A 16614-nucleotide genomic window follows, 5' to 3' on the forward strand; every position below is an offset into this window, starting at 1 on the left:
GCTCACAGCTCCTTCGCCAGCCGGTGAATGAAGTCACGCGAACCCTGGGGCTCGAGTGAGACCGCCTCCACCCTACGGAAAAGCGTTCGATAGCGGCTGAGCTGGGCCTCGGCATCGATGTAGACCGGGCCGTTCGGGCCGTCGCGGACGACGGTGTCCAACTTGGGCACGGGGCCGCCCGCGTAGACCATGGCGCTGCCCGCGCCGCCGAAGTCATCGAGGTCGAACGGAATGACCCGCACGGTGACATGGTCGGCCTCGGAGAGCTCCAGGAGGCGGTTGAGCTGCCCACGCGCTGCACGCCGGTCGCCGACCCTGATACGCAGTGCCGCCTCGTGCATCACGGCTTCGTACGGCACCGGATCCGGGCGCTCGATGATGACGCGGCGCCGCATCCGGTGCTCGACCCACAGGTCCACATCGCTGCTCGGGAACTCGGGGTTCACGTACGAGAAGAGGCCGCGAGCGTACTCCGCGGTCTGCAGAAGACCTGGGACGTGCAGGAACTCCACGTCCCACCGGTAGGCGGCGTGGTGCTCCAGCTCAGGCAGATCGAGGAAGGGCGTGGGCAGTTGCCCTCGATATGCTTCCCACCAACCCTGAGTCCGGTCGGATGCGATGGCCACGAGCGCCTCGATCAGGTCGGGTTGCGCGCACGCGTAGTTGGCAGCCATGCGACGCAGACGCTGCTCGCTCACTCCTGAGGTGCCGGCCTCGATCTGGCTGATCTGAACGGAGTTCACACCGAGCATCGCGGCCGCCTCGCGGGAGCTGAGGCCCGCTGCCTCCCGAAGCCGTCGCAATTCCATGGCCAACCGCATCTGCCGCGCTGTGGGTTCGCGCTTGGTCCCCATCGGCCGCTCCTTGATTCAACGGGCCTGATCGTGCGACTCGTTCGGGGTCAGATTACGGGATCGGCTTGCTGACCCTTAAGTCTAATGTCTACCTTCGGTGACGTAACGCTCACGCTGCGGAAGCGCACCGCGCCGTCCTGCCATGGCGGCTGCGGCAATGCCACCGCGCGCCGAAGCCCCACTCACTGACCGGAGTTGATGAGGCATGTCCGAAACCGAGTCCTGGGACTACACGCTCTACGTCCCCAACGACCTCAGAGCGGTGACGGTCTGCCGCCGCACCCTCCGCCTCATCCTGACCCTGCACGGGTGCATCGGGATCGCGGACACAGCGGAGCTGCTGGCGGCGGAACTGGTCTCCAACGCGGTACGGCACACGAAGGGGCCGGCGGCGCTGCGGGTCCGCCGTACCCCGGAGGGCATGGTGTGGATCGGGGCGTGGGACACCGACCCCGCGCCGCCGGATCCTCCGCGTCCACTGGAGCAGGTCGCGGAGTCGGAGTGGGAGGACGGGCGGGGGCTGGGACTGGTGAAGGCGTGCGCGGAGTACTGGGGGTGGCGGCCGACGGCCCGGTTCGGGGACCGGGGGAAGTACGTGTGGTGCGAACTCGCGGCGGCGTAGCTCGTCGATCACCGTGATGGAAAGGAGAGCTGATGGTCGGCTCGTCGCACGAGGCGCTGCACCGGATCTTCCAGAAGGATCCGACGCCCGGACCCCCAGGGCCCGGGCTTCGTGGCTAAGCGCAGCTCACGTCACGGCAGCGCATGCACATGCGCCCCCACCGCGTTCGACCACGCGTTCCCCGCCGACGCGTCCCAGTTCGTCGACCAGGTCATCGCGCCCCGCAGGTCCGGGTAGGTCTTGGAAGGCCTGAAGGCGCCGCAGTTGGTGCCGGCCGTCAGGCAGTCCAGGGCGTTGTTCACCACCGTCGGCGAGACGTAGCCGCTGCCCGCCGCGCTCGTGGAGGCCGGCAGGCCCAGGCCCACCTGGGACGGGGCCAGGCCGCCCTGGAGCTGGATGCAGGCGAGGGCGGTGAGGAAGTCGACCGAGCCCTGGCTGTAGACCTTGCCGTCGCAGCCCAGCATGGAACCGCTGTTGTAGTACTGCATGTTGACGACCGTGAGGATGTCCTTGATGTTCAGGGCCGTCTGGAAGTAGGCGTTCGACGTCGACTGCATGTCGATCGTCTGGGGGGCCATCGTGATGACGAGGGAGGAGCCCGCCTTCGACGACAGGGCGCGCAGCGCCTGCGTCATGTAGGTCGCGTTCAGACCGTTCTCCAGGTCGATGTCCAAGCCGTCGAAGCCGTACGTCTGCATCAGGGAGTAGACGGAGTTCGCGAAGTTCGTCGCCGAGGCCGAGTCGTTGATCGACACCGTGCCGTTCTGGCCGCCGATGGAGACGACGACCTTCTTGCCGGCCGCCTGCTTCGCCTTGATGTCCGCCTTGAACTGGTCGACCGTGTAGCCGCCGAGGCCGGAGGAGTCGAGGTTGAAGGTCACCGCGCCCGGCGTCGACGTCGCGTCCGCGAAGGCCACCGCGATGATGTCGTACGAAGACGGGACGTTGGACAGCTTCTGGACCGCGGCGCCGTTGTTGAAGTTCTGCCAGTAGCCGGTCACGGCGTGCTTGGGCAGCGCGCCGCCGCCTCCGCCGCCCGTGCCGGAGGACGCCGTCGTGGCCGTCACCGGTGCCGACTTCCCCGACTCGCCCGCCGCGTTCGTCGCCGTCACCTGGAAGGTGTACGACGTGGACGCCGACAGGCCCGTCACGGTCGCGGACGTTCCCGTCACCGCCGTCACCTTGGTGCCGTCGCGGTAGACGTTGTAGCCCGTCGCGCCCGACGCCCCGGTCCAGGACAGGGACACCGAGGAGGACGTCGTACCGGAGACGGACAGGCCGGACGGCGCGGACGGGACGGTCGGGGCCGGGTCGCCGCCGCCTCCGCCGTCGGGGCCGTAGACCGAGACGTCGTCCGCGTAGTAGGCCGCCTGGGCGTACCAGCCGTGGGTGTAGACCGTGACGGACGTCGTCGACCCGCCGGTCGTGAACGTCGTCGACAGCTGCTTCCAGGCGGACGTGTCCGGCGTCCAGGTCGACACGTCCGTCGTGCCCGTGCCCGTCACGCCCAGGTAGGAGTAGCCGCCCTGCACCCACGCGCTCAGCGTGTACGTCGAGTTGGGCTTGACCGCGACCGTCTGGGTGCACTGGGCGTCGTCCTGGCCGGCGGGGGTCGCCTTCAGGGCCGCAGCGCCCCCGTGCACCGGGGAGGAGACCGTCGTGCCGCTGTTCGCCGTGCACGTCCAGTTGGCGAGGCCCGACTCGAAGCCCGCGTTCTTGACGTTGTTGACGTCGGCGGCGGAGGCGGGGGTGGCGGCGAGGCCCGCGACGGAGAGGGCCAGGGCCGTGGCGGCGGACCACAGGGTGATTCGCCGTCCGCGGGGTCTGGGTATGCCTGGTGCATGGTCCACTGGGGCCTCCGGTGGGGGAGTCGAGTTCGGCGAGGAGCCTTGGCGGCCCCTCGGCGGGGAGCGGGGAGGGGGAGAAGCGGTGGACACCGTCGGCCTACAAGTTGGTCCAGACCAATCGGGGTGTCAAGAGGTCCAGACCAGAACTGTTTTCGGATGGCCGCTCAACCTGTCCGCATTTGCCGGGACTTGTACGGAGCGAGTTCCGCGCGAGCTTCACAAACGCTGTTCTCCGGCCATACGGCCGTGGATACAGTGCTCAGGTAGTCACGCAGTGAAGTCGTCCCGGCGCACTGGAGTAACCCCGGTGGGCCGGCGGGTGTGAAGAGCGGGGAGCTGCGCGTGCCAACTGCCATTGCGGTGACCAGTGCCGACCTGGCACTGCCGGCACAGGACGAACGGACCGTGCCGGCCGTCGTGCTGAGCGGCCTCGACCGGCGGCCGCTGGAACACACCCTCACCGAACTGCACGCCCTGACCGAGCAGTACGGCCATGTGGTCGTCGTCTGCTCGACGGCCACCCCGGAGCCGGTCGTACGACGGCTGTACACCCTGCGCTCGCTGCTGGAGAGCGACCGCATCGCCCTCTTCCGGCCGCACCTGCCGCCCCTCGGCATCGCCGTGCTCGCCCGGCAGCTGCGGCAGCTCGCCTCCTGCGACCTGAGCCCGGGCGTGCTCGCCTCCGCCGGGCGCCTGCTCACCCACTACCTCCACGCCGGGGCCGTGCTCGGCTCCGTCGCCAGGCTGGACCGGGTGCCGGTCGGGCTGAAGGCGCACGCCAAGTCCTGGGTGCCCGGCAGCCAGTTCGCCGTACTCGCCCATCCCGAGCCGCAGCTCGTGCGCGTACAGCCCGGCGCCACGCTCAAAGGGCCCGAGTTCAGCACCTGGATGCTCGTCGCCAAGGGGCAGCAGGCGCAGGGCGACTGGGTGGCCGGCCTTGCGGGACAGTGGAGCGTGCACGGGCTGCGCGAAGTCCCCCTGCCCGCCGAGTCCCCGCTGTGGTGGGGAACCGGCCGGATGACCGAGTTCTGCAGCTATCTCGCCGACCTGTCCGTGCTGTACCAACTGGTCACCTCGGTGCGGCAGTCCAGCTGCCACTGGTGCGGACTCGACGTCATCGGTGACCGCTGCGTCTTCTGCTCCGCCACCCCGCCCGCCCACGAACCCGCCGCGCCCCCCGCCCTGGAACAGCGAACGCCCGCCTGACCAGACCACCCCGTACGCATCCCGCCCGACCGATTCCCCCAATGAGGTTGCACGGCTCATGAACTCCCGTCAGCGCCGCGGCGTGATACTGCTGATCCTGTCGGTCCTGTGCGCTCTCGGCGCGTTCGCCGGTGTGCTCTCCATCGTCCGCAACGTGAATTCCAAGGTCGGCCCGGAGGTCACCGCCTACCGGGTCAGGTCCGACGTGAAGCCGTACACCGCGCTGGACACCAGCCAGTTCGAGAAGATCAGGATGCCCAGGCGGTGGCTGTCCGGCAACGCCGTCACCGATCTCCACCAGATCCAGGGCAAGATCGCGGTCACCACCCTGCGCAAGGGCTCACTGCTCCAGACCGACATGGTCGTCGACCAGCCCGCCCTCCAGCCCGGACAGCAGGAGGTCGCCATCATGATCGACGCGGCCACGGGCGTGGCGGGGAAGATCACCCCCGGATCGCACGTCAACGTGTACGCCACCTTCGCCGGCAAGAAGGAGGGCGACCCGGACCAGTCGAAGATCATCGTCTCCGACGCCCGGGTCCTCGACGTCGGCCAGATCACCGCCCTCGACCCGGACCAGAGCAAGAACCAGCAGCAGGCCGGCGAGGCCGTCCCCATCACGTTCGCGCTGTCCACCCTCGACGCCCAGCGCATCACCTACGCCGAGTCCTTCGCCCAGCGCGTCCGGCTCGCGCTGGTGGCGCCGGGCAGCGAGACCAACGTCCCGGACAAGGACCGCACCTACGAACTCGCGACGGACAAGTGAGAGGCGGCCGGCATGCCCACCAGGATCCTCCCGGCCGGAGCGGACCCCGACGCCGTCCGCTCTCTCGTCACGCTGCTCAGCCAGCTCCCCGACGCCGAACCCCAGCCACCGGCCGGCGACTCCACTCAGCTGGTCGACACCCTCGCCCGCCTCGCCGCCGAGTCCGTGGACGAACTCCCGGAAGTCGTCGTCGTCCATGAGCGCATCGGGCCCGTCCCCGCCCTGGAACTGATCCGCGAGGTCGCCCTGCGCTTCCCGGCCGTCGGTGTCATCCTCGTCACCACCGACGCGAGCCCCGGCCTGTTCTCCGCCGCCATGGACTCCGGCGCCCGCGGCCTGGTCGCGCTCCCGCTGTCGTACGAGGAACTCGCCAGCCGCGTCCAGGCCGTCGCCCAGTGGTCGACGGGTGTACGGCGCCATCTCGGCCACGGCGCCGACGTCTTCGGCGGGGTCGGCGGTACGGTCGTCACGGTCAGCGGCGCCAAGGGAGGCGTCGGCGCCACCCTGACGGCCATCCAGCTGGCCCTCGCCGCGCAGGCCTCCGGCCGTCCCACCGCCCTGGTCGACCTCGATCTCCAGACCGGTGACATCGCCTCCTACCTGGACATCCAGTTCCGGCGGTCCGTCGTCGACCTCGCCGCCATCACCGACATCTCGCCCCGCGTCCTCGCCGACGCCGTCTTCCGCCACGACACGGGGCTCGCCCTGCTCCTCGCCGCCGCCGAGGGCGAACGGGGCGAGGAGGTCACCGACCGCGCCGCCCGCCAGATCGTCAGCGCCCTGCGCTCCCGCTACGAGGTGGTCGTCGTCGACTGCGGCGCCCAGCTGAGCGGCGCGGGCGCCGCCGCGGTGGAGATGGCCGACACCGCGTTGCTCGTCGCCACCCCGGACGTCATCGCCGTCCGCGCCGCCAAGCGGACCGTACGGATGTGGGACCGGCTGCAGATCCGCAAGGCCGAGGAGACCACGCTGGTCGTCAACCGGCACACGCGCAGCGCGGAGATCCAGCCGGCGCTGGTGCAGCGCATCACCGGGACCGCTCTCGCGCGCACGGCCGTACCCGCCAACTTCAAGGAACTGCAGGCCGTCGTGGACGCCGGACGGCTCCATGAACTCGACGGCAGGAGCACGGTGAAGCAGGCTCTGTGGGCGCTCGCGGGGGAGCTGGAGCTGGTGAAGGCCGCCGACGGGTCGCATCGCGGGAGCGGGCGCGGCCCGGGTGGATTCCGGCGGCGGAAGGAGTGAGCGGACCGTGAAACGGGCTGAGGGACGGGACCGGGGACAGGTCAGCATCGAGTTCCTGGGGATGACGCCGCTGATCGTTCTGACCTTGGTGCTCGTGTGGCAGGCCGTGCTCGTGGGATACACCTTCACGCTCGCCGGGAATGCTGCGGACGAGGGGGTGCGGGCGGGGACGGCGGCACCGCGAGGCGACGCGCGGCAGGCGGCCTGTTCGGCGGCCGGGCTGAAACACCTGTCGAAGGCGTGGAGGGGGGACGCAAAGGTGAACTGCAGTCCGTCCGGCTATGTCACGGCAGACGTCTACCTCAAGGTCCCCGTTCTCTTTCCCGGGGTGATCTCCTTTCCGGCCACGGTGCACGGCCACGCCGGCGCCGTCGAGGAGGTGAAGCGGTGATGCCGTACCGGCGCGGACGACGGGACGCGGGCCAAGTCGCCATCGAGTACCTCGGGTTCGTCCCGGTCCTGCTGATCGTCGCCATGGCGGGCATCCAGATCGGGGCGATCGCCTACGCCGCCGAGCAGGCCGGCACGGCGGCCAGGGCGGGAGCGCGGGCCGCTTCCCTCGAACAGGATCCGCAGCAGGCGTGCGCCCAGGCGGTCAGCGGCGCTCTCTCCGTGTCGTGCGGCCGGGGAGGCGGTGGTGATGCCGGCACGGTCACCGTCACGGCCACCGTGGAGGTCCCCCAGATCGTCCCCGGCTGGCACTTCGACCCCGCCGTCAAGTCCGCCACCATGCCGCTCGACCACTAGGCGAGGAGATGCCGACATGAGCCTGCGGGCACGCATCAGCGCTCCGGAGGAGCACGCCAGCCGGGGCGAGGACGGGCATCTGGTCGCCTCCTACCGGGCCAAGCTCCTGGAGGAGATCGACCTCGCGGAGATGAGTTCGCTGGCCGCCGCCGAACGCCGGGCGCGGCTCGAGCGGGTGCTCGGGCACATCATCAGCCGCGAGGGCCCGGTGCTGTCGACCGTGGAGCGCTCCCAGCTGATCCGCCGGGTCGTGGACGAGGCACTGGGCCTGGGCATCCTGGAGCCCCTGCTCGAGGACGCCTCGATCACCGAGATCATGGTGAACGGGCCGGACGCGATCTTCGTCGAGCGCGGCGGGCGCGTGGAGCAACTGCCCCTGAGGTTCGTCTCCGCCGACCAGCTCATGCAGACCATCGAGCGGATCGTGTCGACGGTCAACCGGCGTGTCGACGAGTCGAATCCGATGGTGGACGCCCGTCTCCCCTCCGGCGAGCGCGTCAACGTCATCATCCCGCCGCTGTCGCTGACCGGCCCGATCCTCACCATCCGCCGCTTCCCGCGCTCCTTCACCCTCCAGGAGCTGATCTCCTTCGGCTCGCTGGACGAGCACATGGTGTATCTGCTGGCGGGACTGGTACAGGCGAAGTTCAACATCATCGTGTCGGGGGCCACGGGCACCGGGAAGACGACCCTCCTCAACGCGCTCTCCGGACTGATCCCGTCCCACGAACGCATCATCACCATCGAGGACTCCGCCGAACTCCAGCTCCAGCAGACGCACGTGGTCCGCCTGGAGTCACGGCCGCCCAACGTCGAGGGCAAGGGCCAGGTCACCATCCGCGACCTGGTCCGCAACTCCCTGCGCATGCGTCCCGACCGGATCGTGGTCGGTGAGGTACGCGGCGGCGAGTCCCTCGACATGCTCCAGGCGATGTCCACCGGCCACGACGGATCGCTGGCGACGGTGCACGCGAACAGCGCGGAGGACGCGCTGACGAGGCTCCAGACCCTCGCTTCCATGTCCGACGTCGAGGTGCCCTTCGTAGCCCTGCACGACCAGATCAACAGCGCGGTCGACGTCATCGTCCAGCTCACCCGGTTCGCCGACGGCGCCCGCCGGATCACCGAGATCGCACTCCTGGACAGCCACGGCGGGGAGCCGTACCGGATCGCGACCGTGGCCCGGTTCGACGCCCGGCCCATGACCCCCGACGGCCGCGTGTACGGCGCCTTCCAGTACTTCCCGCTGCCCCGCCGTACCGCCGACCGCCTCTACATGGCGAGCCAACCCGTCCCGCAGGCCTTCGGAGTCGCCCACTCCGTGGACCAGCTCGCCACCCGAGAAGCCAGGTAGGCCCCATGGAACTCCACACCCTCGTCCAGCTCACCACCGGCGTGGCGCTGCTGACCTGCGTCCTGGCGGTGGCCGGCGTGCACGCCTACGCCTCGGGCCGGGCCCAGCGCGCGGCCCTCGTGGACCGGCTCATCCACACCGGACAGGTTCCGGCGACCGGGCGCAGGCGCCGCTTCCGCGACCTCGACCGGCGGCTGCGGCGCACCCGGTTCGGCCGCTGGCTGGAACTGCGCCTGGCGGCCACCGGTCTGGACGTCACCCCGGGCGAGTTCTTCGTCTGCATGCTCGTCACGGTCGCCGCCCTCTGGCTGATCGGCCAGGCCACCCTGGCCCCCTTCTTCGGGCCGCTCGCCGGCCTGCTCGGCATCTGGGCGGCGGTCCAGTTCCTCAACTGGCAGCGCCAGAAACGCATCGAGCGGTTCATCAACCAGCTCCCCGAGCTGGCCCGCATCCTGGCCAACGCCACCCAGGCGGGTCTGGCCCTGCGCACCGCGATCGGCATGGCGGCGGAGGAGCTGGAGGCTCCGGCCGGCCAGGAACTGGCCAAGGTCGCCGACCAGTTGGCCATCGGACACTCCCTCGACGACGCACTCGGCGAACTCGCCGACCGCCTCCCGTCCCGTGAACTGGTCGTCCTCGTCACCACCCTGGTCCTCTCCAACCGCGCGGGCGGCCAGGTGGTGAGCGCCCTGCGGAACCTGACCGAGACCCTGGAGGAGCGCAAGGAGACCCGGCGCGAGATCCGCACCCAGCTCTCCCAGGTGACCATGACGTCGTACGCCGTCCCCGTCCTCGGCGTCGGCGCGCTCTTCCTGATGAACGGCGTCAAGGACGGCGCGCTGGCCCGCATGACCGGCTCACCGGTCGGCCAGGTCTGCGTCCTCATCGCCTTCGCCATGTACGCCGTCGGTTTCGTCCTCATCCGGCGGCTGAGCCGGATCGATGTGTGAGGGGGCGGCCCGATGGCCGGATTCCTGCTCGCCCTGCTGACGGGCCTCGGCGTCTGGGGTGCCTTCGCCGGTGTCCGCATGTACCGCGCGGACGCCAAGCTCCCCGGCGACCTGGCCGTGGCCCTGGAGGTCGGCGCCACCCGCACCGGCGCGGTCGGCTCCGTCATCGACCGGATGGGCATGCGCTACGCCCCCGCCGTGCTGCGCCTGATGGGTCCGCGCCTGGTCGCCAGGTACCGCCGCAAGATCGACCTCGCGGGCAACCCCGGCGGCCTGACCATCGACCGCTACGCCGCACGCCGCGCGGTCTACGGCGCCCTGGGCGGCGTCGGGTGCCTGGTGTTCCTGTTGCGGGGCCAGTGGTTCGTGGCCCTGTTGCTGCTGCTGTTCGGCGCCTTCTGGACGGAGGTCGGCATCTGGTCGGCGATCCGGGTGCGCAAGGACGTCATCGAGCGCACGCTGCCGGACTTCCTGGACGTCCTGGCGGTGGTGGTCAGCGCCGGGCTCGGCTTCCGTCAGGCGCTGGACCGGGTGGCGTCGCGGTACGAGGGCCCCTGGGCGGACGAACTCCGCATCACACTGCGCCAGATGGACCTCGGCATGAGCCGCCGCCAGGCCTTCGCGGAACTCCGGCGGAGGAACGACTCCGAGCAGGTGGCGATGTTCGTGACGGCGTTGCAGCAGGGGGAGGAGCTGGGCGCCCCCATCGTGGACACGTTGGTCTCCCTGGCGAAGGACATGCGCCGCACCGACGCCCAGAACGCCCGCCGCAAGGCCGCCCGCGCGGTGCCCAAGGCCACGCTGATGATCACCACGTTCATGGTCCCGGCCACGATGCTGCTGCTGGGTGCCGGACTGCTGCTGGGCTCCGGCGTGGACTTCGGCTCCCTCACGGGGAAGTGAGGCGGACGTGACGGTGGCGGGTCTGACGGAACAGGGGCGCGGGGGAGGTGCGGCCTTCTGGGTCCGGCTCGGCCGGTTGAAGGGAATCGCGGCCCGGCTGAGCCGGTCGAAGGGGGCCGCGGGTCGGCTGAGCCGGTCGAAGAGGGCCCGGGGGCGCTTCGTTCGCCGCCCGGAGGCGGCGGCCGGTACGCAACGCGCCGTCGCCGAACCCTCCGAGAAGATCCAGATCAGTGCGTTGCAAGCCATGTGCCGGCAGGTCTTCGGCTTCCGCCTGGCCATGATCGCCCTGGCCGCCCCCGCCGCCCTGCTGCACGCGGCCCCCGGCCTGGGCGTCCGCCTGGTCGGCGCGGCCGTGGTCGTCACCTTCATGGCGTCCTACGTCCTCTTCCGCGACTGGGAACGCTTCGGCCCCCTCCTGCTGCGCCACCCCAGCCTGCTCGCCGCCGACACCGTCTGCGGTTCCTTCCTCCTGATCTCGGCGGGCCCGGACACCACTCTGGCCTACGTCAGCGTCTGCACCCCGCTCCTCGCGGGCCTGGTCTACAGCTGGCGCGGGGCGGCATGCTTCGCCTCCCTCCAGTCCCTGATCCTGCTGCTCGTCCACGCCACCCTGAAGGCCGACCGGCACGCACCGGTGGCCGAGGCCCTCCTCCTGCCGGGCCTGTGCGTCATCGCCGGGGCCATGGGCTCGACCCTGCGCAACCTGATGCTCCGCTTCGGCGCCGCGACCCACGCCCTGACGACGGTGCAGGCCCGCCTCGCGGCGGCGGAGGCGGTGAGCGCGGAACGCGCCCGGCTGGCCCGTGAGATGCACGACTCGGTGGCCAAGACCCTGTACGGCGTGGCCCTCGCGGCGGACGGCCTGGCGGCGACGGCCTCGGCCGACGCACCCGACCCCGACCGCATCCGGCAGCAGGCGGAACTGGTGTCCCGCTCGGCGCGCAGGGCGGCGGCGGAATCACGGGAACTGCTGACGGACCTGCGCGGCCGGCAGCAGGACCGGCCGGCCGGGACCGTGCAGGTGCACGAGAGCGGGACGGGGGATGCGCGGGGGTGCGGGACCGGGGACGCGCATGAGTCCCCGCTCCCCGCCGCGTTGCCGCCTCCGACGCCCGCGTGGAGCGAACTCGAGCTCGTGGCAGCGGACTTCACGACCCGCACGGGCCTTCCGGTCACCGTCTCCTGGCCGGACGGCCCCGAAGCGGGCCCGCACCACCTCCCCGCGCTGCCCGCCCCCACGGCCCACCACCTCCTCTCCATCACCACGGAAGCGCTGGAGAACGCCTACCGACACGCCTCCGCGACCCACGTGGAGATACGGGTGACGGTGCACGGCAGCCTGCTGCGCCTCTCCGTGTACGACGACGGCCGGGGCCTCCCATCCGGCACTACGCTCGAACGGCTGCGGGCCGGCGGCCACTTCGGGCTGCTAGGCATGGTCGAGAGGGCCGCGCAGACGGGTGCCCGGATCCGCATCGGCCGGGGCGGGCACGAACGGGGCACGGAGGTGCGCGTGGAACTTCCCCTGCCGGCTCGGCACAGCTCCGACCCCATGTTCCGGGAAGCCTGAGAGGAGGCGCCATGCAGCACAGTCAGACCTGGCCCGAGGCCCCTTCGCCGACGCCCGCCCCCTTGCGCCTGCTGGTGGCCGACGACAACCCCGTGGTCCGGGCGGGCCTGACGGCCCTGCTCTCGGGCCGCGAGGACACCACGGTGGTGGCGGAGGCGACGAACGGCCGCGAGGCGTACGACGCGGCTCTGCGGTACCGGCCGGACGTCATCCTCCTCGACGTCCGGATGCCCGGGGTCGACGGAATCTCGGCATTGCCGCACCTGGTGCGGCTGGCGCCGGTCATGATGCTCACCTACAGCCATGAGACGGAGACCGTGCGGGAGGCGCTGCGACTGGGAGCGGGGGGATACCTGGTGCACGGCGAGTTCACGACGGAGCAGCTGCTGCGTGCGGTCCGGGACGTCCGGGAGGGGCGGCCACATGTCACTCCGGGAGCGGCGAAGGCGTTGCTGTCGGAACTTCATGCGAATGCACCTGCACGTGGGGGCCCTCAAATGCCCGATTTTTTAAGGGAAGACCCACCATTAAGTCTTTCGCAACTGCAATCTCCTGTGGGACAGTCATTCCGTTCACGTTTCCGGCTGAGCACGAGGGAGGCGGAGATCATGGACCTCATCGCGTCCGGCATGACCAACCAGCAGATCGCCGCGGCGTGCTTCATCAGCGAGAAGACGGTCAAGAACCACATCAACCGCATCTTCGCCAAACTCCAGTCCACCACCCGGTCCCAGGCGGCCGCCAAGTGGCTGGGGGTGGCTTGAGGTGGGCGGGGAATGGGCCCGCGGTTGGGCCCTGGGGCCCTTCGGTGACGCGAGTGCCGGATCGTACGGTGCCGGGATCGGAGGCGAACCCGGAGGGGACCACCATGAGCAACTGGTTCAACACCACCGTCGCGTACCTGCAGTCCCGAGTTGCTCGCAGCGACAGGGGGCAGACGGCGGTGGAGTACCTGGGCATCATCGCGGTGGTGGTGGCGATTGTGCTGGCGATCACGGGTACGAGCATCGGGCAGACGATCTTCGACGCGATCACCAACAAGATCGCCCAGGTCACCGGCGGCTGAACCCTCCCCGTCGCGACGCAGGGCAGGCCTTCCCCATCTACATCACGGTGGTGGCAGGCCTGCTCTTTCTTGCGTTGGTCTACCTTGCGGTCGGTCAGGCGTCGGTGAACCGGAGCAGCGCGCAGACGGCGGCGGACGCGGCGGCTCTCGCGGCAGCCCAGAAGACCCGCGATCAACTCGCGGGCATGTGGGTGGAAGACGTACGCGACCCCGCCAAGTGGCAAGCCATCTTCGAAGGCCACGGGGGCGGTGACTTCTGTTCGCGAGCCGACCAACTCGCCGCAGATAACGGCGCGACGGATCAATGCGAGTTCCGTCCGCCACTGAGCTACGTCGTCAAGGCCACGACGATCAAGCCCGTGGGTGACTCCGTCGTGCCTGGCACTGAGGGCGTGCATGCGACGGCGCACGCGACGGCCGTGATCCAGTCCCTCTGCAGTTTCCCCCACGGCGTGGTCGAGAGCGACGACCTTCCGCAACTCACCTGCAGGGGCAAGGTATGGGTGCTGAAACCGGACGACCCGTCAGGACTCCCGCGACCCGAAGACCTCTTCGATGTTCACCTGGCCGACTCACCAGCACACGATCAATGACGAAGGAAGCGGAGCGATGAGCATGCGGTTCACTGCGCAGGCCCGGAGGGGGATGGCCGCATTGACCCTTGCGGCTGGTCTGGCTGTCGGTGTGGCCGGCTGCGGCGGGGGTGGCGGCGACGACAAGAAGCCGGACAGTTCTGCGTCCGCTTCTCGGAGGTCCGGCTCCGATCCGAGCGCCCAGGAGGGCCAGTCCGACCGGCCGTTGGCCGAGTTGAAGGGGTCGGAGGGCCTGCTCCTCCAGATCACCTCCGCGCAACGGGACTCGGGAGGTTTCGTCACGTTCAACGGCACGTTGAAGAACGACGGGGCTCAGACCGTCGCGATCCCGTCCGCCCTGAGCGGCAACGAAACCGAGATCATCAAGAACGGCAGGTCCCTGGGCGGCGCCACACTGGTCGATCCGCAGGGCAAGAAGCGCTACTACGTGCTGCGGGACACCGAGGGGCGCCCGCTGACAACCACCGGGTTCTCGACTCTCAAGGCTGGTGCCACCCTGGCCGTCTTCATGCAGTTCCCGGCCCCTCCCGCCAACACGGCCGAGGTGGAGTTCCAGCTGCCCACCTTCTCCTCCGCCACCATCAAGATCTCCGGGTGAGGCCAAAGTGACCACCCCCCGTCCCACCGTCACCGTCACCTTCGCCCTCACCGCCACCCTCCTCCTCACCGCCACCCCCGCCCGCGCCGACGGCACGGACCCCAGTCAGCCCCCCGTCACCGAACCCTCCGCCTCCGCGCCGGTGAAGATCGACCCCAAGGACCCGGACCTCAAGCTGCCCGAGGGGGCCACCCTCGCCGCGCCGAAGGTGCTGGACATCAAGTCGGTCGTCGAGGACCAGAGCGGGGACGAGCGCCGGGAGGACACCAACGCGGACGTCACGTTCGCGCTGCAGGCGGAGGTGCTGTTCGGCAAGGACAGCGCCAGACTCGGCGACGAGGCCAAGTCCCGGATCCAGGCCATCGCCGAGGAGATCGAGAAACAGAAGGCGACCCAGGTCCGCGTCTTCGGCTTCACCGACAACCTCGGCTCGTCGGCCCACGGCGACATCCTGTCCAGGCAACGCGCCAACGCCGTCCAGGCCGTCCTGGACCAGGACCTGAACGCCCCGGACATCACCTTCGAGGTCCGTGGCTACGGCGAGCAGTACCCCATCGCCGACAACTCCACCGAGGAGGGCCGGAGGAAGAACCGCCGCGTGGAGGTGTCCTTCCCCCGCACCCAGGAGTGACCCAGCAACGGGCTGGAGCCGCCCGCTAGTCACCCACCTCGTACTCGAACCACGCCGGACCGGTCGTACGCCGCGGTGAGCAGTGTCCCCGAGACTCCGGCGGCCTCGCCCTCGTACCGCTTCCGCATCGTGGCCACCCCGACCGGCACCGCCGTCTCGACCCCGGCTCCGGCAGCCGCACCTCCGCCGCAGTGAACTCCTCGCCCCTGAACGTCCCTGAAGCTCTCATGCCGCGATGCCAGGGCGCGCCACTGAAACGCCCTCAAGCCGAGCCACCCGCACCACCGGCACCGCCTTCGAGGGCCACGCCCACCCGCACCCCCGCCCGCAGCCCCCACCCCGCCATGGCTCCTGCCTCCGCCTCCAGCACGTGCCGGGCCCATGGCCGGGGCAGGCCCAGGCGGCCCGGGGGCATGGTGCGGACGGCGAGGACGGTCAGGTGGCGGTCCAGGTAGGCGACGTCGATGGGGATGCGCATCCCGAACGTGTGCACCCCGCTCGCCGGCGACAGCAGCATCGCCCCGGCGATCGAGTCCCGGCCCAGCAGCCCCTTGGTCCGCAACCGGTAGGAGGCAGCGATCTCCAGGGGAAGGACCACCGGATCCCGCCCAGCCTCACCGCTCGGCACGATCAGTCTTCCGGTGCCGTCCCGCCAGCGTCTGCCCATGTCCCTCGTCCCCTCCTGCCGCGCCGCCGACTCGGCGCCGGGCGAAATCGGTTGTCACCCGCCTTCCTCCCCACTAGTAAGGGGCTCATGACTGGACTCGGTGTCGTGTTCCGCCCCCAGCTTCCGCCCGAGCGCCTGCGGGCGGTCGCCCGCCTCGCGGACGACGCGGGGCTCGAGGAACTGTGGCTGTGGGAGGACTGTTTCCGGGAGGGCGGCATCTCGACCGCCGCCGCGGCGCTCGCGTGGACCGAGCGGGTGCGCGTCGGGGTCGGACTGCTGCCCGTTCCCCTCAGGAACGTGGCCCTGACCGCGATGGAGGCCGCGTCCCTGCACCGGATGTTCCCCGGCCGGGCGACCCTCGTCGTCGGGCACGGCGTGCAGGACTGGATGGGCCAGGTCGGTGCCCGCGCCGCTTCCCCGCTCACCCTCCTCGGCGAGCATCTCGACGCCCTGAGCGCCCTGTTGCGCGGCGAACGGCTCAGCGTGCGGGGACGGTACGTCTGCCTGGACGACGTCGCCCTCGACTGGCCGCCGCAGGGAGCGGCTCCCGTGTTCGCCGGCGCCACCGGGCCGCGAACGCTCCGTCTCTGCGGCGCCCGGGCCGACGGTACGGTCCTCACCGCCTCCACCTCCCCGGACGGCGTACGGCAGGCCCGGCAGCTCATCGAGGAGGGGCAGAAAGAGGCGGGGCGCGGCGAGCCGCATCAGGTCGTCGTCTACCTCCTGACCGCCACGGGGCCGGACGCCGGCGCCCGGCTGCGGTCCGAACTCGTCGCGGAAGGACTGCAGTCGGCCACGGACGTGGGAGTGGCGGGCGACGCAGCCGCCGTGGCGGCGGCCGTACGCCGGCTCGCCGAGGCGGGTGCCGACACCGTCGTGCTGCAGCCGACCGCGGACGAGCCCGACCCGGAGGGGTTCGTGCGGTTCACCGCCGAGGAGGTCCGGCCGCTCGTGCCGTGACCGCAGGTGGCGAGGCATTGTCAGAGGCGGCTGTC

19 protein-coding genes are annotated in these 16614 nt (G+C 70.6%); 16 read left to right on the forward strand and 3 right to left on the reverse strand.

Annotated features, from left to right (window positions below):
- Nucleotides 1-2: 2 nt before the first annotated feature.
- Complete coding sequence (locus ABZ919_RS07760; protein WP_361243883.1) at nt 3-854, reverse strand: helix-turn-helix transcriptional regulator; 852 nt, start codon at nt 852-854, stop codon at nt 3-5.
- A 205-nt stretch (nt 855-1059) separates the two neighbouring features.
- On the opposite strand from ABZ919_RS07760, the gene ABZ919_RS07765 reads away from it, so the two are divergent.
- Nucleotides 1060-1476 carry an ATP-binding protein gene (locus ABZ919_RS07765; RefSeq protein WP_361243885.1) on the forward strand — a complete coding sequence of 139 codons (417 nt, stop codon included), beginning with the start codon at nt 1060-1062 and terminating at the stop codon, nt 1474-1476.
- 131 nt (nt 1477-1607) lie between these two features.
- Here the strand turns inward: ABZ919_RS07765 and ABZ919_RS07770 are convergent, their stop codons facing one another.
- Nucleotides 1608-3326, reverse strand: a complete 1719-nt coding sequence (locus ABZ919_RS07770) for a glycoside hydrolase family 18 protein (RefSeq protein WP_361243887.1) — start codon at nt 3324-3326, stop codon at nt 1608-1610.
- Nucleotides 3327-3644: 318 nt separating this feature from the next.
- Between ABZ919_RS07770 and ABZ919_RS07775 the strand changes: the two genes are divergently transcribed.
- The 14 genes from ABZ919_RS07775 (at nt 3645) to ABZ919_RS07840 (ending at nt 14952) form a co-directional block, all read left to right on the forward strand.
- Nucleotides 3645-4529 (forward strand): hypothetical protein, encoded by an 885-nt coding sequence (locus ABZ919_RS07775; protein WP_361243889.1) that lies wholly within the window; start codon nt 3645-3647, stop codon nt 4527-4529.
- A 58-nt stretch (nt 4530-4587) separates the two neighbouring features.
- Entirely contained in the window at nt 4588-5295 is a 708-nt protein-coding gene (gene cpaB, locus ABZ919_RS07780; protein WP_361243891.1) for a Flp pilus assembly protein CpaB, read from the forward strand.
- A 12-nt stretch (nt 5296-5307) separates the two neighbouring features.
- Entirely contained in the window at nt 5308-6540 is a 1233-nt protein-coding gene (locus ABZ919_RS07785) for an AAA family ATPase (protein WP_361243893.1), read from the forward strand.
- Nucleotides 6541-6601: 61 nt separating this feature from the next.
- Nucleotides 6602-6931, forward strand: coding sequence for a pilus assembly protein (locus ABZ919_RS07790; RefSeq protein ID WP_361243895.1), 330 nt, complete (start codon nt 6602-6604; stop codon nt 6929-6931).
- Nucleotides 6931-7287: a TadE/TadG family type IV pilus assembly protein gene (locus ABZ919_RS07795; protein ID WP_361243897.1), complete on the forward strand. Its 357-nt coding sequence runs from the start codon at nt 6931-6933 to the stop codon at nt 7285-7287. The genes ABZ919_RS07790 and ABZ919_RS07795 overlap by 1 nt, the downstream gene beginning before the upstream one ends.
- Before the next feature lie 16 nt (nt 7288-7303).
- Nucleotides 7304-8641 carry a CpaF family protein gene (locus ABZ919_RS07800; protein WP_361243899.1) on the forward strand — a complete coding sequence of 446 codons (1338 nt, stop codon included), beginning with the start codon at nt 7304-7306 and terminating at the stop codon, nt 8639-8641.
- Between the two features lie 5 nt (nt 8642-8646).
- Nucleotides 8647-9591: a type II secretion system F family protein gene (locus ABZ919_RS07805; RefSeq protein WP_361243901.1), complete on the forward strand. Its 945-nt coding sequence runs from the start codon at nt 8647-8649 to the stop codon at nt 9589-9591.
- 12 nt (nt 9592-9603) lie between these two features.
- Nucleotides 9604-10494, forward strand: coding sequence for a DUF5936 domain-containing protein (locus tag ABZ919_RS07810; protein ID WP_361243903.1), 891 nt, complete (start codon nt 9604-9606; stop codon nt 10492-10494).
- Between the two features lie 244 nt (nt 10495-10738).
- A complete protein-coding gene (locus tag ABZ919_RS07815; protein ID WP_361244095.1) occupies nt 10739-12064 on the forward strand; it encodes a histidine kinase in 1326 nt (441 codons plus the stop codon).
- A gap of 11 nt (nt 12065-12075) precedes the next feature.
- Complete coding sequence (locus tag ABZ919_RS07820; RefSeq protein WP_361243904.1) at nt 12076-12828, forward strand: response regulator transcription factor; 753 nt, start codon at nt 12076-12078, stop codon at nt 12826-12828.
- Nucleotides 12829-12932: 104 nt separating this feature from the next.
- Complete coding sequence (locus ABZ919_RS07825; protein WP_361243906.1) at nt 12933-13130, forward strand: hypothetical protein; 198 nt, start codon at nt 12933-12935, stop codon at nt 13128-13130.
- A complete protein-coding gene (locus tag ABZ919_RS07830; protein ID WP_361244097.1) occupies nt 13127-13723 on the forward strand; it encodes a pilus assembly protein TadG-related protein in 597 nt (198 codons plus the stop codon). The genes ABZ919_RS07825 and ABZ919_RS07830 overlap by 4 nt, the downstream gene beginning before the upstream one ends.
- 16 nt (nt 13724-13739) lie before the next feature.
- Nucleotides 13740-14321: a hypothetical protein gene (locus ABZ919_RS07835; protein ID WP_361243908.1), complete on the forward strand. Its 582-nt coding sequence runs from the start codon at nt 13740-13742 to the stop codon at nt 14319-14321.
- A 7-nt stretch (nt 14322-14328) separates the two neighbouring features.
- Nucleotides 14329-14952 carry an OmpA family protein gene (locus ABZ919_RS07840; protein WP_361243910.1) on the forward strand — a complete coding sequence of 208 codons (624 nt, stop codon included), beginning with the start codon at nt 14329-14331 and terminating at the stop codon, nt 14950-14952.
- A gap of 262 nt (nt 14953-15214) precedes the next feature.
- On the opposite strand, the gene ABZ919_RS07845 is transcribed toward ABZ919_RS07840, so the two are convergent.
- A complete protein-coding gene (locus ABZ919_RS07845; protein WP_361243912.1) occupies nt 15215-15619 on the reverse strand; it encodes a DUF192 domain-containing protein in 405 nt (134 codons plus the stop codon).
- An 87-nt stretch (nt 15620-15706) separates the two neighbouring features.
- On the opposite strand from ABZ919_RS07845, the gene ABZ919_RS07850 reads away from it, so the two are divergent.
- Nucleotides 15707-16579 (forward strand): LLM class flavin-dependent oxidoreductase, encoded by an 873-nt coding sequence (locus tag ABZ919_RS07850; protein ID WP_361243914.1) that lies wholly within the window; start codon nt 15707-15709, stop codon nt 16577-16579.
- The last annotated feature ends 35 nt before the right edge of the window (nt 16580-16614 follow it).

The organism is Streptomyces sp. NPDC046759, from assembly GCF_040645475.1.
Taxonomy (GTDB): Bacteria; Actinomycetota; Actinomycetes; order Streptomycetales; family Streptomycetaceae; genus Streptomyces.